This window comes from Streptomyces sp. SL06, assembly GCF_058244745.1.
Genome location: NZ_JBSYOT010000002.1, coordinates 3,169,322 through 3,188,343 on the forward strand (window position 1 = coordinate 3,169,322; position 19,022 = coordinate 3,188,343).

Consider the following 19,022-nt stretch of genomic DNA (forward strand, 5'->3'; position numbering starts at 1 on the left):
ACGCTGGCCCCATGGAGACGGGGAGCCCTGACGACACGGGCAACGCCGGGGCGACAGAGGCGACGCCGCACGAGCCGGTGTGGACCGGGCTGCCGCCGGGGCTGCTGCGGATGCGGCGGCTGTTGCTGGTGGTGTGGCTGGGACTGCTCACGCCGGCCGCGGGAGTGCTGCCCGGCCTGTTCCTCGGCCCCTTCTGGGCGGCCCTTGCCCTGCTGCCGCTGGCCCTTGCGGTCTGGGGCTGGGTGATGCTGGGGCGCAACTGGCGCTCCTGGCGGTACGCCGAGCGCGCCGACGACCTGCTGATCAGCCGGGGTGTGCTGTGGCGGGAGGAGACCGTCGTCCCGTACGGGCGCATGCAACTGGTCGAGGTGACCTCCGGGCCGGTCGAGCGGCACTTCGGCCTGGCCAGCGTGCAACTGCACACGGCCGCCGCCGCGACCGACGCGACCATCCCGGGCCTCGACCCCGGCGAGGCGGAACGCCTCCGCGACCGGCTCACCGAGCTGGGCGAGGCCCGATCGGCGGGCTTGTGACCACGCCCGGGGCGGAGGGCGGCACGTCGCGCGGCGGTGGCGGCGGGGCGACGGGCTCGGAGAACGACACGAACACACGCGGAAACGGCACCGCCGGGAACGGAGACGGCCCCGTCCGGAACGAAGACAGCCCCGTCCGGCATGAGGGCAGTACCGCCCGCACCGGCGACGATGCCGCCCGCAACGGCTCCGCCCCGGCCGAGGCCAAGCCCGGGAGCGGCGGCGTCCCGGCAGTGGACGTCCCGCCCGGCACCGGACCCACCCCGCCGGGCGCCCGGCACGACACGGCCGAGGCCGCGGACCGCCCGGCGGAACCCGGGCCACGGAACGGCGCCGCGGGCACCGAGCAGGACAGCGCCCCGGACGCCGGACGTGCCGGATCCCCGGCCGATGACGGTGTCGTCGAGCGGCGCCTGCATCCCATCACGCCCTTGCGGCGGGCCTGGGCGCCGGTCGCCGTGCTCGTCGGGTGGGCCGTGCACGATCCCGACCAGGCGCAGCGCCAGCTGACCCGGCTGACCACCACCCACCTGCTGATCGGCCTCGCCGTACTGATCCCGGCCGCCGCCCTCTACGGCTTCATGACCTGGTGGTTCACCCACTTCGCGGTGACCGACACGGAACTGCGCATCCGTACCGGACTGCTGTTCCGACGCACCGCGCACATCCGGCTGGAACGCATTCAGGCCATCAACGTCACACAGCCGCTGCTCGCCCGGGTCGCGGGGGTCGCCAAGCTCAAACTCGAGGTCATAGGCACCGGCAAGAAGGACGAACTGGCCTTCCTGGGCGCCGGCGAGGCACGTGCGCTGCGGGCCGAGTTGCTCGCACGCGCGGCCGGCTTCGCGCCGGAGACCGCGCACGAGGTCGGCGAGGCACCCTCCCGGCAACTGCTGCGCGTGCCGCCCGGCGTCCTCGCCGTCTCCCTGCTGCTGACCGGCGCGACCTGGGGCACGCTGATCGGCGCCGTCGTCGTACCGACACTGCTGTGGCTGGCCACCCACAACGTGTGGTCGGTGCTGGCGACCGCCCTGCCCCTGCTGGGCGCCGCGGGCGCGAGCAGCGCGGGCCGGTTCGTCGGGGAGTACGACTGGACGGTGGCCGAGTCCCCGGACGGGCTCCGCATCGACCACGGCCTGCTGGACCGCACCCACGAGACCGTGCCGCCCGGCCGGGTGCAGACCGTGCGGCTCGTGGAGCCGCTGCTGTGGCGAAGGCGCGGCTGGGTCCGGGTGGAGCTGGACGTGGCCGGGTCGTCGAACTCCGTGCTGCTTCCGGTCGCCCCGCGCGACATCGCCGAGTCGGTCGTCGCGCGGGTGCTGCCCGGGGTGACCGTGCCGACGGGCGCGGCGCTGATCCGCCCGCCGAGGCGGGCGGGGCGGTGCAGGCCGCTGTGGTGGCGCGGCTACGGGCTCACCGTCACGGACGCGGTCTTCGCCGCCCGGTACGGACTGCTGCGCCGCAGCCTCGCGCTCGTGCCGCACGCCAAGGTCCAGAGCGTCCGCCTGACGCGGGGGCCCTGGCAGCGGGCGCTGCGGCTGGCCGACGTACGGGTGGACACCGGGGCGAACAAGACGGTGACCGCGCGGCTGCGGGACGCCGACGAGGCGGCCGGGCTGCTGCGGAGCCAGGCGGAACGGTCCAGGACCGGGCGCCGGGACGCGCTGCCTGACCGCTGGATGGCCTGATCCCGTCGCAGGGGTCAGGACACCGCGCTGCGCAGCCCCTCCATGTCGATGCGCTCGGTCTCGTCGTGGGCCGTCAGGTCGATCACCTGGCCCACGCCCCGGGACTCCGCGCCGGCCGGCTTGAAGGAGGCCTCGGCCTCGGCCTTGTGCAGGGCGAGGGCCTCCTGGCCGACCACGTCGGCGAGGTCCTCGTTCTGCACGGCGTCCAGCGTCTCGGGCGAGGAGGCTCTCTCGGAGCCGTCCTTCGTGCCGAAGAAGTCGAAACCGCCCTCGACCAGTGGACGCCGTACCGGGGTCGCCGGTGCGACGGCCACCGCGGTCGGCACCGTGAAGTGCCCGGAGGCGTGCCGGGTGGACTGGCTGGGCTGGGCGGGCCGTTCGGACGGAGCCGCCGCCGGGGAGGCGGCTTCGGTGCGCTCGTGCCCGTCGGCCGCCTCGGGCTGCCCCGACGCCTCGTCCTCCCGCGCGGCCTCGGCCGCCGTGTCGCTCTCACCGCCGCCGCTGCCACCGCCGTTGCCGCCGCCGTCCCCGTCGTCGCCGCCGTCGTCGTCGGATCCGTCGGAATCGTCGGCGTCGTCGGCGTCGTCGGCGTCGCTGCCCGCGTCGCGGTCGTCGTCGTCCGGGCCGGCGGGCTCTTCCTCGTCGAGGCGTGCCAGTGCCGCGTTCGCACGCAGGAACAGCCGGGAACCCTCGGGCGAGAAGACGGCGGTGGCCTCCTCGGACGCCTCGGTGTCCTCGTCGGTCCCGGTGTCCTCGGCGGCGGTCTCCTGCGAGGTCTCCTCGGCCGCCGGCTCCTCGCCGGTGTCCTCGGCCGCCGTCTCCTGCGCCGGGGCCGTGCGTGCCGCCGGCAGTGCGGGCGCCTGCGGCACCGCCTCTATCTCCAGCAGGCGGCGGCCCTCCAGCGCGCTGGCGCGCTCGGTCTCCGCGGTGGCGTAGCGCCGCAGCAGCGAGGCGTGCTCGTTGCGCAGCCCCGCCAGCTCGGTGCGCTTCGCCCGCAGCCGCTGTTCCAGCTTCACGCGCAGCTCGCGCGACTCCTCCAGGTCGGACTCCAGTTCGGCGACCCGTTCCTCGGAACGCCACTCGTCGCTCACCCGCGCGCGCGTGAGGTCGGCGACGCGCCTGCCCGCCTGTACGTCCCAGTGACGCATGACGACCGCGCCGACGAGAGCCGTCACCGCGGCGGCCGCGGCGAGTACGCGAAGGATCACGGTTTCGCTGAACACCCAGGGGCCGAGGGCGCAGACGACGGAGACGCCTGCGATCGCCGACGGAGGAAGCAGCCTGTGCAGAGGCGGGGAATGGCGGTGACGTCCACGTGGCATGGCCAGAAACTTACCGCGCGTAGGCGAATCTTGGCGCCCCGCCCCGTAAAATCAAAGCCATCTCCGAAGCGTTCACACGGCATCAGGAATCCACACGCGTGACGGCGGGGGAATTACTTCAAGATCATTTCCGGTGCCCGGCCGTCAACCCGCCGGTCACCGCCCGCCGGGCCGCCTCGCCGGGCCGCCCGCCGGGCCGCTCGGCGAGGCGGTCGCCGAGCCACTCCAGCGCCGCGGGAATCTCACGCCGCCAGGTATTGAAGTTGTGTCCGCCGCTTTCCAGGATGATCGACGAGATCCGCGTCGGCCTCTTGCCCTTCACCCGGTCAATGAACCTCAGTGTGTCCTTGTAGTTCGTTTCGCCGGACTCGCTGCTGGTGACGAGCAGTGAAGTGTCGGGCGCCGGCATGTGGTCGAGACACCACCACAGGTCGGCGCGGTTCTCACGTCCCTTGTCGCCCCGGAAGAGGTCGCCCGTGGTGGGGTCGCTGGGCGCGTCGTAGTACGCGGAAAGGCCGGCCCCGGCGGCGTACACCTCCGGGTGGTGCACGGCGAGCTTCAGAGCGCAGTAGCCGCCGGTCGAGTTGCCGACGACACCCCAGCTCCCCGGCCCGGTGGCCACCCGGTAGCGAGCGGTCACCGCCTCGGGAAGGTCCCTGGCGAAGAACGACTCCGCCTGCGGCCCGCCCGGCACGTCCACGCACTCCGTGTCGCGCGGCGGCGCCACCGTGGGCCGCAGCATGACCAGGATCGTGGGCCGCATCCGGCCCGCCCTGGCCAGCTCCAGTGCCGTGCGCGGGTAACGGAGCCCGTCCACCAGGGCCTCGGCGGTGCCCGGGTACCCGGTCAGGACGACGGCCGCCGGGAACGTACGCGTGCGGTGCCGCGGCTGGAAGTACTCCGGCGGCAGATACACGTACGCGGGTGCCGTGATCCCCGTCGTACGGCCGACGACCCTCGTTTCCCGGACGCGGCCGGTGAGTTCCGGCCGACTCCCGCCCGCCGAGTGGTCGACGACCACACCCCGGCCGTTCTCCAGGCCGAACAGGTCGGCCCAACTGCCGTAGAACCCGAAGGACTGGTTGGCGGCGAGGCCCACCGCGGCGAACAGCGCCAACTGGGTGGCCAGCAGCAGGCCGACCCGCCCGAGGACGGCCCGCGTGCTCCGCCGGGCCAGCCGCGGCCACAGCCACACCGTGCCGCCGAACAGCAGCACGCCGGAAAGGACCGCCGACGCCAGCACCTCGTTGCTCGTGAGACCCATGCCCCTGCTACCCGCCCGCGCTCTCCATGGGTCCGTGAGGACCATCCGTTCGCACCGTCCGCCCGCACCGTCCGTCCGGTCCCCTTCGGGCTTTCCGATCGGGGGAGTGAACCTCTCCCTCCGAGACGGCGTCCTAGAAGGCGCAATGTCGCCGGATGCCCGAAAGGATCCGGGCACACGGTCTCTCGCAGAACTACGGGTGCGATGTCTGTCAGGACAGATGAGGAAATGTCGGGTGTGGTTCCGGCCAAGCCCACCGGCGTACGCCGGGTGCCGCACGGTCCTCGTCCGGAGCACGTGCCGCTCCTCGTCGGCCGCGCCTGCGCGCTCGTCGGCCTCCTGGACATCGCCGCCGGCGTCTTCCCGCGCTTCCGGCACAGCCGTATGCACGCCCTCGCCGAGGTACTGCCCGGCGCGTTCGGCCCGTTCGCCGCGGCGCTCTCGCTCAGCGCCGGCGTCCTGCTCCTGCTGCTCGCGCACGGTCTCAAACGCCGCAAGCGCCGGGCGTGGCGGGCGGCCGTGGCACTGCTGCCGTTCGGCGCCCTCGCCCAGTTCGGCTACCGGCACTCCCTGGCCGGAGCCCTGATCTCGCTCGCGCTGCTCGTGCCCCTGCTGCGTCACCGGGGCCAGTTCGCCGCGCTGCCCGACCCGCGCAGCCGTTGGCGGGCGCTGGCCAACTTCGTGCTCATGAGCGCCGGTTCGCTCGCCCTCGGACTGGTCGTCGTCAGCGCCCACCCGCACCGCACGATCGGCGACCCGAGCCTGGCCGACCGCATCACGCACGTGCTGTGCGGCCTGTTCGGCGTCGTGGGCCCGGTCGACTACCAGGGCAACACCTCCTGGACGGTCGCCTTCTCCCTGGGCGCCCTCGGCCTGCTGACCGCCATCACCACCGTCTACCTGGCCTTCCGCCCCGAACACCCCGCCGCCCGGCTCACCGAGGACGACGAGGTACGGCTGCGCGCCCTGCTGGCCCGGCACGGTGGCCGGGACTCCCTGGGCCACTTCGCGCTGCGCCGCGACAAGGCCGTCGTCTTCTCCCCCAGCGGCAAGGCGGCCGTGACCTACCGCGTCGTCTCCGGCGTGATGCTGGCCAGCGGCGACCCGATCGGCGACGTCGAGGCCTGGCCGGGAGCCATCGAACGCTTCATGGACGAGGCCCGCGCCCACTCCTGGACGCCCGCCGTCATGGGCTGCTCCGAGACCGGCGGCGAGGTGTGGACCCGCGAGACCGGGCTCGACGCCCTCGAACTCGGCGACGAGGCGGTGGTGGACGTCGCGGATTTCTCCCTGGCCGGCCGCGCGATGCGCAATGTGCGCCAGATGGTCAAGCGCATCGAACGGGCCGGTTACGAGACCCGGGTACGGCGCGTGGCCGACCTCGGGGACGCCGAGCTGGAGCGCGTGCGCCGGGCCGCCGACGACTGGCGGGGCACGGACACCGAGCGCGGTTTCTCCATGGCGCTGGGCCGCATCGGCGACCCCGCCGACGGTGACTGCCTGGTCGCGACCGCGCACAAGCGGGACGCCGAGCCCGGCGAGTACGGCGACCTGAAGGCGATCCTGCACTTCGTGCCGTGGGGCACCGACGGCGTGTCGCTCGACCTGATGCGGCGCGACCGCTCGGCCGACCCCGGCATGAACGAACTGCTGATCGTGGCCGCGCTCCAGGCCGCCCCGAAGCTGGGCATCACGCGCGTCTCCCTGAACTTCGCCATGTTCCGCGCGGCACTGGCACGCGGCGAGAAGATCGGCGCGGGGCCGGTGCTGCGGGCCTGGCGGGGGCTGCTGGTGTTTCTCTCCCGCTGGTTCCAGATCGAGTCGCTGTACAAGTTCAACGCCAAGTTCCGCCCACGCTGGGAACCCCGCTTCGTCGTCTACCGCGCCTCCGCCGACCTTCCGCGCATCGGCTTCGCCGCCATGCAGGCCGAGGGTTTCGTCACCCTCGCCCCGCCCCTGACCCGCTTCCTGCGCCGCCGCCCCAAGCCCCGCCGCCCGTGCGGGCACGGACGGACGGAACCGGACGCGCGCGCGGCGTGACGCCGTGGACCACCGCCCGGCTCCCCCGGGGCCCACGGACACCCCCGCTATCTGGGCCTAGGCTGAACACATGAGCAAGCAGACCGGCCGCCGCCACCCGGCGGGACTGACCGCATGGGACCGCTGCGCGGTGATGGGGGTCGTCAACGTGACCCCCGACTCCTTCTCCGACGGCGGCCGCTTCTTCGACACCACGTCGGCCATCAAGCACGGCCTCGACCTGGTCGCCGAGGGTGCCGACCTGGTGGATGTCGGCGGCGAGTCCACCCGCCCCGGCGCGACCCGCGTCGACGAGGACGAGGAACTCAGGCGCGTGGTCCCGGTCGTCCGCGGCCTCGCCTCCGAGGGCGTCCCGGTCTCCGTCGACACCATGCGGGCCTCGGTCGCCGAACAGGCGCTCACGGCCGGCGCCGTCCTCGTCAACAACGTCAGCGGCGGCCTCGCCGACCCCCGGATGATCCCGGTCGTCGCCGACGCCGGCGCCCCCTTCGTCGTCATGCACTGGCGCGGCCTCCTGGAGGGCGGCAACATCCGGGGCGTCTACGACGATGTGGTCACCGAGGTCGTCGACGAGCTGCACGCGCGCGTGGAGGCCGTCGTCGAGGGCGGCATCGCCCCCGACCGCGTGATCGTCGACCCCGGGCTCGGCTTCTCCAAGGACGCCGAGCACGACCTCGTGCTCCTGGCCCACCTGGACCGCCTCCTGAGCCTCGGCCACCCCCTCCTCGTCGCCGCCTCCCGCAAGCGGTTCCTCGGCCGGGTGCTGGCCGGCCCCGGGGCCGCCCCGCCCCCCGCGCGCGAGCGCGACGCGGCCACCGCCGCCGTCTCCGCCCTCGCGGCGCACGCCGGCGCGTGGGCCGTGCGCGTGCACGAGGTACGCGCCACCGCCGACGCCGTACGCGTCGCCCGCGCCGTCGAAGGAGCGCGCACACCGGACACGCCGCCCGCACCGGAGCCGCGGTCCGGCCCGGAAGGAGTCCGGTGAGCGCGCCGCACCTCAACGTCGAACAGGTCGAGACCGCCAACACCGCCTTCTACGAGGCGGTGGAGCAGGGCGATTTCGAGAAGGTCTCCCAGTTCTGGCTCACCCCGTCCGACCTGGGCGTCGACGAGACCTACCACGACCCGGCCGACGCCGGCGTGGTCTCCTGCGTGCACCCGGGCTGGCCGGTGCTCACCGGCCGCGGCGAGGTTCTGAGGTCGTACGCGCTGATCATGGCGAACACCGACTACATCCAGTTCTTCCTCACCGACGTGCATGTCTCCGTCACCGGTGACACCGCCCTGGTCACCTGCACCGAGAACATCCTCAGCGGCGGCCCGGCCCCCGAGGACGGCGACGGACCCGGCCCGCTGGTCGGCCAGCTCGTGGTCGCCACCAACGCCTTCCGGCGCACGCCGGCCGGCTGGAAGCTCTGGTCGCACCACGCCTCCCCCGTGCTCGCCGAGACCGACGACGAGGAGGGCGAGGACTCGCCTTCCTGAGAAGCGGTTGGAACCACGGGCCGCCGGGTAGGGGCGGCTATCAACCCGTGATCCACCGGGGCCGCCGGGGAAAGCGCACGGTGAGACCTCCTGGCCTCCGCCCGGCCCCACACCCCCTGGCCCGGCGCCGTCGGTGCCCGCGGGTAGATTCGACCGAGGCCGCCGTACCGCCCGCACGCGGTGGGGACCGGCCGAGACCGACGACGGCAGGAGTGATTCGCGTGGATCGTGTCGCGCTGCGCGGCCTGAAGGCCCGTGGGCACCACGGTGTCTTCCCCAGGGAACGCGAGGACGGCCAGACCTTCCTCGTGGACATCGTCCTCGGCCTGGACACCCGAGCGGCCGCGGCCGACGACGACCTGGCGAAGACCGTGCACTACGGCATCGTGGCCGAGGAGGTGGTGGCCGTCGTCGAGGGCGAGCCGGTCAACCTCGTCGAGACGCTCGCCGAACGCATCGCCCGGGTCTGTCTGAAGCACGAAGGGGTCGAGGAGGTCGAGGTCTGCGTCCACAAGCCGGACGCGCCGATCACCGTCCCCTTCGACGACGTGACCGTCACCATCATCCGGAGCCGTGCATGAGCGCCCCCTTCACCGAGGGTCCGAGCGACCCGACCGTCCAGCCGGTGCCCGCCTCCGTCATCGAGCAGGTCGACGCCGCGGACATCACCCTGTCCAACCCCAAGCGCGCCGTGATCGCCCTCGGCGCCAACCTGGGCAACCGGCTGGAGACCCTCCAGGGCGCCGTCGACGCCCTGGAGGACACCCCGGGCGTGCGCGTCAAGGGGGTCTCGCGGGTGTACGAGACGGAGCCGTGGGGCGTGGACCCGGGCAGCCAGCCGTCGTACTTCAACGCGGTCGTGGTCCTGAAGACCACCCTGCCCCCGTCCTCCCTGCTGGAGCGGGCGCACGCGGTCGAGGAGGCCTTCCACCGCGTCCGCGACGAGCACTGGGGCCCCCGCACCCTCAACGTCGACATCGTCGCCTACGCCGAGGTCGTCTCCGACGACCCGCGGCTCACCCTCCCGCACCCGCGCGCCCACGAGCGGGCCTTCGTGCTCGCCCCCTGGCTGGACGTGGACCCCGAGGCCCGGCTGCCCGGCCGGGGCACCGTCGCCGACCTGCTCGACTCCGTCGGCCGCGACGGCATCACGCCCCGCGCCGACCTGGAACTACGGCTGCCCGAGTAGTCGTTAAGGTCGACAGGGTCGGACGGCCACGCAGGGGAATCGAAGGGACACCGTGAAAGAGCTGCGCATCAGGGTGCTGGCCGGCGTGTTCGTCGTCGCCGCAGTCCTGTCCTGGGCGGGCGCCCGCCTGTGGAACTCGATCGGGACCCTGCCGAGCGTCCCCCTGGCCGCCCCGGTCGTCCTCGCCCTGATCGCGGTGATCCTGCTGGCCACGGCACTGTCGATCCGCGCCCGGCTGAAGGCGCAGCGCGAGCGCGAGCCCGGCGCCAAGGGCGTCGACCCGATGATGGCGGCCCGCGCGGTCGTCTTCGGCCAGGCCAGCGCCCTGGTGGCCGCCCTCGTCGCCGGTATGTACGGCGGCACCGGAGTCTTCCTGCTGGAGTACCTCGACATCCCGGCCCGCCGCGACCAGGCCATCTACGCCGGATCCTCGGTCGTGGCGGGCATCGCGGTGATAGCGGCCGCGGTCTTCATGGAGCGGGTCTGCAAGCTCCCGGAGGACGAGGACGACGACCACCCCGGCGCGGCCTCGGCGGCCTGACCCGCCGCCGGGCAGGCGTCAGCGCGCCATGATCAGGCTCATCGCCTCGTTGCGCGTGGCGACATCGCGGAGCTGGCCGCGCACCGCCGACGTGAGGGTCTTCGCGCCGGGCTTGCGGATGCCCCGCATCGACATGCACATGTGCTCGCACTCGACGACGACGATCACCCCGCGCGGCTCCAGGATCTCCATCAGGGAGTCCGCGATCTGCGTGGTGAGACGTTCCTGCACCTGGGGGCGGCGCGCGTACACGTCCACGAGGCGGGCGAGCTTGGACAGCCCGGTGATCTTTCCGTTGCCGGCCGGGATGTAGCCGACGTGGGCGACCCCGCGAAACGGCACCAGGTGGTGCTCGCAGGTCGAGAACACCTCGATGTCCTTCACCAGGACCATCTCGTCGTGCCCGAGGTCGAACGTCGTCGTCAGCACGTCCTGCGGCTCCTGCCACAGGCCGGCGAATATCTCCTTGTACGCCCGCGCCACCCGCGCCGGAGTCTCCCTGAGCCCCTCGCGGTCCGGGTCCTCGCCGACCGCGATGAGCAGTTCGCGTACGGCGTTCTCGGCGCGCTTCTCGTCGAACTCGCCGATCTCGCCCTCGCCGTCCAGCGTCACGGGGTCGGTCATGTCGTGCCTCGTTCCTGATCCGTCCTGCGGTTCGGCATACGAAAATGCCGCACCCCCCAAGGCTAGAACCTGGGGGGCGCGGCATACATTCCGGGCCTGGTGGGGCCGCCGGGAGGGCCGGGTCAGCTCTCGGGGCGGTCCTCCGGGGCTCGTTCCGGTGCCGGGGCGGGCTCCACCGTGGTGCTCTTGGCGGTGGAGATCGCCGCCGTCGTGCCGTTCGCCCCGTTCGTCAGGGCAAGCTCCTTGGGGGAGAGCACCGGCGGACGGGTCGAGGGCGTACGGCGGGAGGAACCGGTCCAGGCGGGCCGGGCCGGACGCTTGACGATCTGGGCGAAGACCTCGGCGATCTCCTCCTTGCCGAGCGTCTCCTTCTCCAGCAGGGCGAGGACGAGGTTGTCGAGGACGTCGCGGTTCTCGACCAGGATCTCCCAGGCCTCGTTGTGCGCCGTCTCGATGAGCTTCTTGACCTCTTCGTCGACCAGCGCGGCGACCTCTTCCGAGTAGTCGCGCTGGTGCGACATCTCACGCCCGACGAACGGCTCGGTGTTGTCGCCACCGAACTTGATCGCGCCGAGGCGCTCGGTCATGCCGTACTGCGTGACCATCGCACGGGCCAGGCCGGTGGCCTTCTCGATGTCGTTGGCCGCGCCCGTCGTCGGGTCGTGGAAGACCAGTTCCTCGGCCGCGCGGCCACCCAGCATGTAGGCGAGCTGGTCGAGCATCTCGTTGCGCGTGGTCGAGTACTTGTCCTCGTCCGGGAGCACCATCGTGTAACCGAGGGCCCGGCCTCTCGACAGGATCGTGATCTTGTGGACCGGGTCGGAGTTCGGTGAGGCCGCCGCGACCAGGGCGTGTCCGCCCTCGTGGTACGCGGTGATCTTCTTCTCCTTGTCCGACATGATCCGGGTCCGCTTCTGCGGGCCCGCGACCACCCGGTCGATCGCCTCGTCCAGCATGTGGTTGTCGATCAGCTTCTGGTCGCTGCGGGCCGTCAGCAGGGCGGCTTCGTTCAGCACGTTGGCCAGATCGGCACCGGTCATGCCGGGCGTACGGCGGGCGACTGCCGACAGGTCGACGTCGGGGGCGACCGGCTTGCCCTTCTGGTGGACCTTGAGGATCTCCAGACGGCCCTGCATGTCCGGGCGGTCCACGGCGATCTGCCGGTCGAACCGGCCGGGGCGCAGCAGCGCCGGGTCGAGGATGTCGGGCCGGTTCGTCGCGGCGATGAGGATCACGCCGCCCTTGACGTCGAAGCCGTCCATCTCGACGAGCAGTTGGTTCAGCGTCTGCTCTCGCTCGTCGTGGCCGCCGCCGAGGCCGGCGCCGCGATGGCGGCCGACCGCGTCGATCTCGTCGACGAAGACGATCGCCGGGGCGTTCGCCTTGGCCTGCTCGAACAGGTCACGGACCCGGGAGGCACCGACACCGACGAACATCTCGACGAAGTCGGAACCGGAGATCGAGTAGAACGGCACGCCCGCCTCGCCCGCGACGGCGCGCGCGAGCAGGGTTTTGCCGGTGCCGGGCGGGCCGTACAGCAGCACGCCCTTGGGAATCTTGGCGCCGACGGCCTGGAACTTGGCCGGCTCCTGGAGGAACTCCTTGATCTCGTGGAGTTCCTCGACGGCCTCGTCCGATCCCGCGACGTCCGAGAACGTCGTCTTCGGGGTGTCCTTGGTGATGAGCTTCGCCTTGGACTTGCCGAAGTTCATGACCCGGGAGCCGCCGCCCTGCATCTGATTCATCAGGAACAGGAAGACGACCACGATCAGGACGAACGGGAGCAGGGAGAGCAGAATGCCGACGAACGGGTTCTGCTTGGACGGCGACACGGTGTAGCCGTCGGGGATCTGCTTGTCCTGGTACTTGTTCTGCAGCGTGTTGGCGAGGGTCACGCCCTGGTCGCCGATGTAGCTCGCCTGGATCTTCGAGCTGCCCTCGACCTTTTCGCCGTCCTTGAGCTGAGCCTTGACGGTCTGCTCGTCGCCGGTGGTCAGCTTGACCGACTCGACCCTGTTGTCGTTGATCGCCTGGACGACCTGGCCAGTGTCCACCGTCTTGTAGCCGCCGGACGAGCCGACGACCTGCATCAACACGACCACGGCAAGGACGGCCAGCACGATCCACATGACCGGCCCACGGAAGTATCGCTTCACGTCCATCCACACGGAGCGGTGCCGCCCCGTCCCTCCTGCCATAGTGAGTTTGATAAGACAGTTCTTCCGACGGTACCCCAGCCCGGCGGCCGTCAGCCGCACGGGACCGCTGGCGTCTCGTCTGCATGCTCCAACGGCGTGGGGTGCTCCGGGGTTCCCGGGCGGCCCCCCGAACGCCGTGAAGTGCGCTACAGGGCGGGTCAGCCGCCGTAGACGTGGGGCGCGAGGGTACCGACGAACGGGAGATTGCGGTACTTCTCGGCGTAGTCGAGGCCGTAACCGACGACGAACTCGTTGGGAATGTCGAAGCCGACCCACTCCACGTCGATGGCCACCTTCGCCGCGTCGGGCTTGCGCAGCAGCGTGCACACCTTGAGGGAGGCGGGCTCGCGCGAGCCGAGGTTGGAGATCAGCCAGGACAGGGTCAGGCCGGAGTCGATGATGTCCTCGACGATCAGGACGTGCCTGCCCTTGATGTCGGTGTCGAGGTCCTTGAGGATCCGCACCACGCCGGAGGACTGGGTGCCGGCGCCGTACGAGGACACCGCCATCCAGTCCATCGTGACGGGGGTGGACAGCGACCGCGCGAGGTCGGCCATGACCATCACGGCGCCCTTGAGGACGCCGACGATGAGCAGGTCCTTGCCCGCGTACTCCGCGTCGATCTTCGCGGCCAGCTCGGTCAGCTTCGCGTCGATCTCTTCTTTGGTGATGAGTACCTTCTCGAGGTCGGCACCCATGTCGTTCGCGTCCACCCGCATCACTTTCGGTCGTCCCACCGGCCATTCCGGAGTGTCCCGGCGATCCGTGCGCGGATCGGGGAAGGGTCCGGATTCAGCCTTGCCGAATCACCAGTCTGCCACCCTGCCGCTGGGCGACGACCTTGCCGGGGAGGTTGATGGCCCGCTGACCCCGCCAGCCGGTGATCAGCCGGTCGACCTCCTCGATGTGGCGGGCGAACAGCGCGCCGGCGGGCGCACCGGCGTCGATGGCGGCGCGGCGCAGGATCCGGCGGCGCACGGCGGGCGGGAGGGCGTAGAGCTTGGCGCACTCCAGTACGCCGGTGGCGTCGCGGACGCCGGCCTCGGCCTGGCGGGCCCAGGTGTCGAGGGCGTCGGCGTCGTCCCGGGAGAGCTGGGCCGTACGGGCGAGGGCCTCGACGACGCCTTTGCCGAGGGCCTTCTCCAGGGCGGGCAGGCCCTCGTGGCGCAGCCGGGAGCGGGTGTAGGCCGGGTCGGCGTTGTGCGGGTCGTCCCAGACGGGCAGGGACTGGACCATGCAGGCCTTGCGGGCGGTCTGCCGGTCGACCTGGAGGAAGGGGCGCCGGTAACGGCCGCCGGCCCCCGAGACCGCGGCCATGCCCGACAGGGAGCGGATGCCGGAGCCGCGGGCGAGGCCCAGCAGGACGGTCTCGGCCTGGTCGTCGCGGGTGTGGCCGAGCAGGACGGCGGCGGCGCCGTGGCGGGCGGCGGCCGCGTCCAGCGCGGCGTAGCGGGCGTCGCGGGCGGCGGCTTCGGGGCCTCCCCCGCGGCCGACGGTCACGGCGGTGGCCTCCACGGGGTCGAGGCCGAGTTCGCGCAGGCGCAGGACGACCTCTTCGGCGCGCAGGTCGGAGCCGTTCTGCAGGCCGTGGTCGACGGTGACGCCGCCGGCGCGGACGCCGAGGCGGGGGGCCTCGAAGGCGAGCGCGGAGGCGAGGGCCATGGAGTCGGCGCCGCCGGAGCAGGCCACGAGCACGAGCGGTGGGGGCGTGCGCTCGGGTGGGCGCTCAGGCGTGCGCCGGGCGGCCGTCGCGGCGGGGACGCCTGCCGTGGTGTTCAGTTCGGTGAGGATGTCGTGGAGGACGCGGCGGACCGCCAGGCGTATCGCCGCGACCGCAGGATGGGGACCCATGTCCGGTGCCCTTCATGAAGTTTTCGGGAGTGAGCCCGAGGTTCGGTCACGCAGAGTGTGTAGATGGTGACAGAAGCGGGCCGTTCCCCGAGCATCGCACGCCTACTGCACGCTCACGGTCCCTCGGACGGGTGATTGAGGGTCGTTCGCCTGCCGTCGGCCGGAATCGTTTCACGCCCCGTTCGCGAAACTCACGACTCCGGCTTGCGCTGCACCCGCGCGATCCAGTCCGCCGGTTTGGCGATCTCCGACTTGGTGGGGAGGGTGTTGGGCGAGGTCCAGACGCGGTTGAAGCCGTCCATGCCGCACTCGTCGACGACGGCCCGAACGAAGCGTTCGCCGTCCCGGTACTGGCGGAGCTTGGCGTCCAGGCCGAGCAGCTTGCGCAGCGCCATGTCGAGGCGGGAGGCGCCCTTGGCGCGACGCTGCTGGAACTTCTCGCGGATCTCCCCGACGCTCGGCACGACCTGCGGGCCGACCCCGTCCATCACGAAGTCGGCGTGGCCCTCCAGCAGGGACATCACGGCGGTGAGGCGGCCGAGGACCTCCCGCTGGGCGGGGGTCTGCACCAGCTCCACCAGGGACCTGCCGCCCCCGTCGGCCTCGTCGGCCTCGTCCGCCTCCGCCTCGGGCCGGCCCCCGGCGAGCGTCTGGGCGGCCTCGCGGACCCGCTCCAGGACGGTCATGGGGTCGACGTCGGTCTCGGCGAGGAACGACTGGATTTCGCCCTCCAGGTGGGCGCGCAGCCAGGGCACGGCGGTGAACTGCGTGCGGTGCGTCTCCTCGTGCAGACACACCCACAGGCGGAAGTCGTGCGGGTGAACGTCGAGTTCGCGCTCCACGTGGACGATGTTCGGCGCGACCAGCAGCAGCCGGCCGCCGCCGTTCGCACCGGCGGGGAGTTCGCGGGTGGCCGGGGCGAAGGTCTCGTACTGGCCGAGGACGCGGGAGGACAGGAAGGACAGCAGCATGCCCAGTTCCACGCCGGTGACCTTGCCGCCGACGGCGCCGAGGACGGCGCCGCCCGGTGTGCCGCCGCGGCGTTCCTGCATCTTGTCCAGCAGGGGTTTGAGGATCTCCCGGAACCCGGCGACGTTCGCCCGCACCCAGCCGGGGCGGTCGACGACCAGGACGGGGGTGTCGTGGGCCTCGTCGGTGGCCATGCCGGTGAAGCCCCGGACGTGTTCCTCCGAGACCTTGGCATGGCGGCGGAGTTCCGCGACGACGGCCCTGGCCTCGTCGCGGCTCACCTCGGGGCCCGGCCGTACGAGCCGGGTCGCGGTCGCCACCGCGAGGTTCCAGTCGACCATGCCGGAATGTGCGCCGATGCTCGTCATGCGTCAACGGTACGGGAGCGCTGCCGCTGGGGGCAGGCTGTGACGGGCGCCGGGGTGGGGACGGGGCCCTGCGGGCGCCGGATCCGGCGTCGCGGGCCGGCGCCACGGGGAGCGCTGCCGCTGGGCACAGACTGCGCCGGGCGCCGGAGTGGCGACACGGGCCCCACGCGGGCCGGAACCGGCATCGCGAGCCGACCCTACGGGAGCGCTGCCGCCCGGGGCAGGCAGTGACGGACGCCGAGGCCGGAACGGGGCCCCTGCGGACGCCGGGGCCGGATCCGGCCACGCAGGCCGACGGCACGGGGGCGCCGCCCCTCGACCTGGCTTCGGCGGGCGGCAGAGTGGGGACGCACGGTCCTGCGCGGACCGCCGGAACGGAAGTACTGCCGCTGGCGGCAGGCCACGCCGGGCGCCGGAGTGGCGACACGGGCCCCACCCGGGCCGCATCCCGCATCGCGAGCCGACCGTACGGGAGCGCTGCCGCCCGGGGCAGGCAGTGACGGACGCCGAGGCCGGAACGGGGCCCCTGCGGACGCCGAGGCCGGATCCGGCCACGCAGGCCGACGGCACGGGGGCGCCGCCCCTCGACGCAGGCTTCGCCGGGCGGCAGAGTGGGGACGCACGCCCCCGCGCAGGCCCGATCCGGCCGTACGGCGGGGCTGCCGCCCAGGGCAGGCTGCGGTGGGCCGGGACGCCGGCCCTGCCGGGGGCGGCGTCCGTGTCGTGGGGCGGCGTCCGTGTCGTGGGGCGGCGTCCGTGTCGTGGGGCGGCTATCTGCAGCCGCAGGTCGCCAGGCTCGATGCCGCTCGGTCCAGGGCCGACTGGGCCGCGCGAGCGTCCGTCGTGTCGTGGGCCAGGAAGGCGAAGCCCAGGAGGCGGCCGTCGGTGGTGACCACCGTGCCCGCGAGGGTGTTCACGCCCGTCAGGGTGCCCGTCTTGGCCCGTACGAGACCGGCCGCGCCGTCCGTGTAGCGGCCGGTCAGCGTGCCGGTGAAGCCGGCGACGGGGAGACCGGTGAGGACCGGGCGCAGTTGCGGAAGGGCCGGGTCGGCCGCCTTGGCCAGCAGGGCGGTGAGGAGGTCGGCGGTGACCAGGTCGGTGCGGTCCAGGCCGCTGCCGTCGTGGAACCGCGCACCGCGCACGGGCACGCCGAGCCCCTTCAGGCGGGCCGTGACGGCCGCGGAGGCCCCGGCGAAGTCGGCCGGCTTCCCGCTCGCCAGGGCGGTGTGGCGGGCGAGGGCCTCGGCGATGTCGTTGTCGCTGTTGGTCAGCATCCGCTCGACCAGGTCCGACAGCGGGGGCGAGGAGACGGTGGCGAGGGTGCCGGCGCGCTCCGTGGCCTTGGAGGTGCCGGGGGCCGACGCGGTGATGCCGCGCTGCTTCAGGAAGCCCGCGAAGGCGTCGGCGGCCTCGGCTGCCGGGTCGGGCACGCGCGGGGCCGGGCCGCTGGTGGAGTCGTCCGTGCGGCCCTCGTCGGCCATCAGGGGGGTGATGCGGGCCAGGTTCTCGTTGACGCCGATCGGGTGCGTCTGCGCACCGGCGTAGAGCGTCGTGTCGTACGACAGCGTCACCCGGCGCACGTCCCGCTTCTTCAGGGCCGCGGCGGTCTTGTCGGCGAGGGCGCGCAGGCTCGCGAGACCGTGGGCATCCGCACGCGCGGTCAGGGTGGGGTCGCCGCCGCCGACCAGGACGAGTTCGCCGGTGCCGGCCTCCAGCGCGGTGCGGGTGGTGAGGCGGTGGTCGGGGCCGAGGGCGGTGAGCGCGGCGACTGCGGTGGCGATCTTGGTGGTGGAGGCGGGCGTGAGCGGGTCGCCGGTGCCGGTGCCGTAGAGGCGCTTGCCGGTGGTGAGGTCGACGACGGCCGCCGCGCCGCGCGGACCGAGCGCCGGGTCCTCCAGCAGCGGCCCGAGCACGTCCGCGAGGGCCTTGCCGCCCGGTACCGCCTTGGCGCCGCCCGGTGCGGAGGCGCTCCCGACACCGGCCAGTACGGCCCCGGCGCTGGGCGCGGGACGGGGTGTCCCGGACGCCGTGGCGGAGCCGTCGGATCCGTCGCCGTGATCTGCGCCACCCGTGTGTTCCAGGGCGACGGCCCGGTCCCGCTCGGCCGTACGCTGACCCGTGGAGTCCCACGGCCCGGCGGCGGTCACCACACCGGCGGCGAGTGCCAGCCCGGCGGTGGCGGCACCGGCGGTGTACTGCCAGGTCTTCGGCCTCGTCATCCGGGCGAGCCCCGGCCTCGTGGCCCGTGCGAACCGCGCGACCCGCGGTTCGACGGCCCGTACGGCGCGTGCCAGACGGGGACGTACGGCGTCCGCGGCCCGCACCACGTGCGGTCTCGCGGCCCGCCATGGCCGCAGCTCCGGCACTATCACCAGCCCCTTTCGCGATCACACACCTGCGTGAGGGACACTTAACCACCAGAACTGTGTGCTGATCATGGAGGAGCGTCCGGTGGAGTTCAACGTCACGATCGAGATCCCGAAGGGTTCGCGGAACAAGTACGAGGTGGACCACGAGACCGGCCGTATCCGCCTGGACCGCCGTCTGTTCACCTCGACCGCCTACCCGACCGACTACGGCTTCGTCGAGAACACCCTCGGCGAGGACGGCGACCCGCTGGACGCGCTGGTCATCCTGGACGAGCCGACCTTCCCGGGCTGCCTCATCCGGTGCCGCGCGATCGGCATGTTCCGGATGACGGACGAGGCCGGCGGCGACGACAAGCTGCTGTGCGTGCCGTCGACCGACCCGCGTGTGGAGCACCTGCGGGACATCCACCACGTGTCGGAGTTCGACCGCCTGGAGATCCAGCACTTCTTCGAGGTCTACAAGGACCTGGAGCCCGGCAAGTCCGTCGAGGGCGCCGACTGGGTCGGCCGCACCGACGCCGAGGCCGAGATCGAGCGGTCCTACAAGCGTTTCAAGGACCAGGGCGGCCACTGAGCACCCG

Annotated in this window: 17 protein-coding genes; 9 read left to right on the forward strand and 8 right to left on the reverse strand. The window is 72.8% G+C overall.

Annotation, left to right across the window (positions count from 1 at the left end):
- Nucleotides 1-11 precede the first annotated feature (11 nt).
- Entirely contained in the window at nt 12-533 is a 522-nt protein-coding gene (locus AC4IHM_RS14390) for a PH domain-containing protein (protein WP_490867438.1), read from the forward strand.
- Between the two features lie 413 nt (nt 534-946).
- The gene (locus AC4IHM_RS14395) at nt 947-2,221 is read left to right on the forward strand and encodes a PH domain-containing protein (RefSeq protein WP_490870831.1); all 1,275 of its coding nucleotides are present in this window, start codon (nt 947-949) and stop codon (nt 2,219-2,221) included.
- A gap of 14 nt (nt 2,222-2,235) precedes the next feature.
- On the opposite strand, the gene AC4IHM_RS14400 is transcribed toward AC4IHM_RS14395, so the two are convergent.
- Together AC4IHM_RS14400 and AC4IHM_RS14405 are read right to left on the reverse strand one after the other, a co-directional pair.
- Nucleotides 2,236-3,543 carry a hypothetical protein gene (locus AC4IHM_RS14400; protein ID WP_490867439.1) on the reverse strand — a complete coding sequence of 436 codons (1,308 nt, stop codon included), beginning with the start codon at nt 3,541-3,543 and terminating at the stop codon, nt 2,236-2,238.
- Nucleotides 3,544-3,667: 124 nt separating this feature from the next.
- Nucleotides 3,668-4,807 carry an alpha/beta hydrolase gene (locus AC4IHM_RS14405; RefSeq protein WP_490867440.1) on the reverse strand — a complete coding sequence of 380 codons (1,140 nt, stop codon included), beginning with the start codon at nt 4,805-4,807 and terminating at the stop codon, nt 3,668-3,670.
- 228 nt (nt 4,808-5,035) lie between these two features.
- Between AC4IHM_RS14405 and AC4IHM_RS14410 the strand changes: the two genes are divergently transcribed.
- The 6 genes from AC4IHM_RS14410 to AC4IHM_RS14435 all read left to right on the forward strand — a co-directional run bounded on the left by AC4IHM_RS14410 (nt 5,036) and on the right by AC4IHM_RS14435 (nt 10,062).
- The gene (locus tag AC4IHM_RS14410) at nt 5,036-6,847 is read left to right on the forward strand and encodes a phosphatidylglycerol lysyltransferase domain-containing protein (RefSeq protein ID WP_490867441.1); all 1,812 of its coding nucleotides are present in this window, start codon (nt 5,036-5,038) and stop codon (nt 6,845-6,847) included.
- A gap of 70 nt (nt 6,848-6,917) precedes the next feature.
- On the forward strand, nt 6,918-7,832 hold the full coding sequence (gene folP, locus AC4IHM_RS14415; protein ID WP_490867442.1) for a dihydropteroate synthase: 915 nt from the start codon (nt 6,918-6,920) through the stop codon (nt 7,830-7,832).
- Entirely contained in the window at nt 7,829-8,332 is a 504-nt protein-coding gene (locus AC4IHM_RS14420) for a nuclear transport factor 2 family protein (RefSeq protein WP_490867443.1), read from the forward strand. Before folP ends, AC4IHM_RS14420 begins: the two co-directional genes overlap by 4 nt.
- Nucleotides 8,333-8,553: 221 nt before the next feature.
- Entirely contained in the window at nt 8,554-8,913 is a 360-nt protein-coding gene (gene folB / locus AC4IHM_RS14425) for a dihydroneopterin aldolase (RefSeq protein WP_490867444.1), read from the forward strand.
- Nucleotides 8,910-9,521, forward strand: a complete 612-nt coding sequence (gene folK, locus AC4IHM_RS14430; RefSeq protein WP_490867445.1) for a 2-amino-4-hydroxy-6-hydroxymethyldihydropteridine diphosphokinase — start codon at nt 8,910-8,912, stop codon at nt 9,519-9,521. The genes folB and folK overlap by 4 nt, the downstream gene beginning before the upstream one ends.
- Before the next feature lie 52 nt (nt 9,522-9,573).
- Nucleotides 9,574-10,062: a DUF3180 domain-containing protein gene (locus AC4IHM_RS14435; protein ID WP_490867446.1), complete on the forward strand. Its 489-nt coding sequence runs from the start codon at nt 9,574-9,576 to the stop codon at nt 10,060-10,062.
- An 18-nt stretch (nt 10,063-10,080) separates the two neighbouring features.
- Here AC4IHM_RS14435 and folE read toward each other — a convergent pair whose 3' ends face one another.
- The 6 genes from folE to dacB all read right to left on the reverse strand — a co-directional run bounded on the left by folE (nt 10,081) and on the right by dacB (nt 18,444).
- Nucleotides 10,081-10,686: a GTP cyclohydrolase I FolE gene (gene folE / locus AC4IHM_RS14440; RefSeq protein WP_490867447.1), complete on the reverse strand. Its 606-nt coding sequence runs from the start codon at nt 10,684-10,686 to the stop codon at nt 10,081-10,083.
- 122 nt (nt 10,687-10,808) lie between these two features.
- On the reverse strand, nt 10,809-12,848 hold the full coding sequence (ftsH, locus tag AC4IHM_RS14445; RefSeq protein ID WP_490870832.1) for an ATP-dependent zinc metalloprotease FtsH: 2,040 nt from the start codon (nt 12,846-12,848) through the stop codon (nt 10,809-10,811).
- A gap of 194 nt (nt 12,849-13,042) precedes the next feature.
- Nucleotides 13,043-13,603 carry a hypoxanthine phosphoribosyltransferase gene (gene hpt, locus AC4IHM_RS14450; protein ID WP_490870833.1) on the reverse strand — a complete coding sequence of 187 codons (561 nt, stop codon included), beginning with the start codon at nt 13,601-13,603 and terminating at the stop codon, nt 13,043-13,045.
- 73 nt (nt 13,604-13,676) lie between these two features.
- Nucleotides 13,677-14,735 carry a tRNA lysidine(34) synthetase TilS gene (tilS, locus tag AC4IHM_RS14455; protein WP_490867448.1) on the reverse strand — a complete coding sequence of 353 codons (1,059 nt, stop codon included), beginning with the start codon at nt 14,733-14,735 and terminating at the stop codon, nt 13,677-13,679.
- A 191-nt stretch (nt 14,736-14,926) separates the two neighbouring features.
- Nucleotides 14,927-16,072: a zinc-dependent metalloprotease gene (locus AC4IHM_RS14460; RefSeq protein WP_490867449.1), complete on the reverse strand. Its 1,146-nt coding sequence runs from the start codon at nt 16,070-16,072 to the stop codon at nt 14,927-14,929.
- Nucleotides 16,073-16,842: 770 nt separating this feature from the next.
- Nucleotides 16,843-18,444, reverse strand: coding sequence for a D-alanyl-D-alanine carboxypeptidase/D-alanyl-D-alanine endopeptidase (gene dacB / locus AC4IHM_RS14465; protein WP_490867450.1), 1,602 nt, complete (start codon nt 18,442-18,444; stop codon nt 16,843-16,845).
- Nucleotides 18,445-18,523: 79 nt separating this feature from the next.
- On the opposite strand from dacB, the gene AC4IHM_RS14470 reads away from it, so the two are divergent.
- Complete coding sequence (locus AC4IHM_RS14470; protein WP_490870834.1) at nt 18,524-19,015, forward strand: inorganic diphosphatase; 492 nt, start codon at nt 18,524-18,526, stop codon at nt 19,013-19,015.
- Nucleotides 19,016-19,022 lie beyond the last annotated feature (7 nt).

Excerpts from the sequence above, each read along its gene's own strand:
- tilS (WP_490867448.1), bottom strand. The coding sequence starts at position 14,735 with ATGGGTCCCCATCCTGCGGTCGCGGCGATACGCCTGGCGGTCCGCCGC.
- hpt (WP_490870833.1), bottom strand. The coding sequence starts at position 13,603 with ATGCGGGTGGACGCGAACGACATGGGTGCCGACCTCGAGAAGGTACTC.
- AC4IHM_RS14410 (WP_490867441.1), top strand. The coding sequence starts at position 5,036 with ATGTCGGGTGTGGTTCCGGCCAAGCCCACCGGCGTACGCCGGGTGCCG.
- folE (WP_490867447.1), bottom strand. The coding sequence starts at position 10,686 with ATGACCGACCCCGTGACGCTGGACGGCGAGGGCGAGATCGGCGAGTTC.
- AC4IHM_RS14390 (WP_490867438.1), top strand. The coding sequence starts at position 12 with ATGGAGACGGGGAGCCCTGACGACACGGGCAACGCCGGGGCGACAGAG.
- AC4IHM_RS14400 (WP_490867439.1), bottom strand. The coding sequence starts at position 3,543 with ATGCCACGTGGACGTCACCGCCATTCCCCGCCTCTGCACAGGCTGCTT.
- folP (WP_490867442.1), top strand. The coding sequence starts at position 6,918 with ATGAGCAAGCAGACCGGCCGCCGCCACCCGGCGGGACTGACCGCATGG.
- folK (WP_490867445.1), top strand. The coding sequence starts at position 8,910 with ATGAGCGCCCCCTTCACCGAGGGTCCGAGCGACCCGACCGTCCAGCCG.
- ftsH (WP_490870832.1), bottom strand. The coding sequence starts at position 12,848 with ATGGACGTGAAGCGATACTTCCGTGGGCCGGTCATGTGGATCGTGCTG.
- AC4IHM_RS14405 (WP_490867440.1), bottom strand. The coding sequence starts at position 4,807 with ATGGGTCTCACGAGCAACGAGGTGCTGGCGTCGGCGGTCCTTTCCGGC.
- AC4IHM_RS14460 (WP_490867449.1), bottom strand. The coding sequence starts at position 16,072 with ATGACGAGCATCGGCGCACATTCCGGCATGGTCGACTGGAACCTCGCG.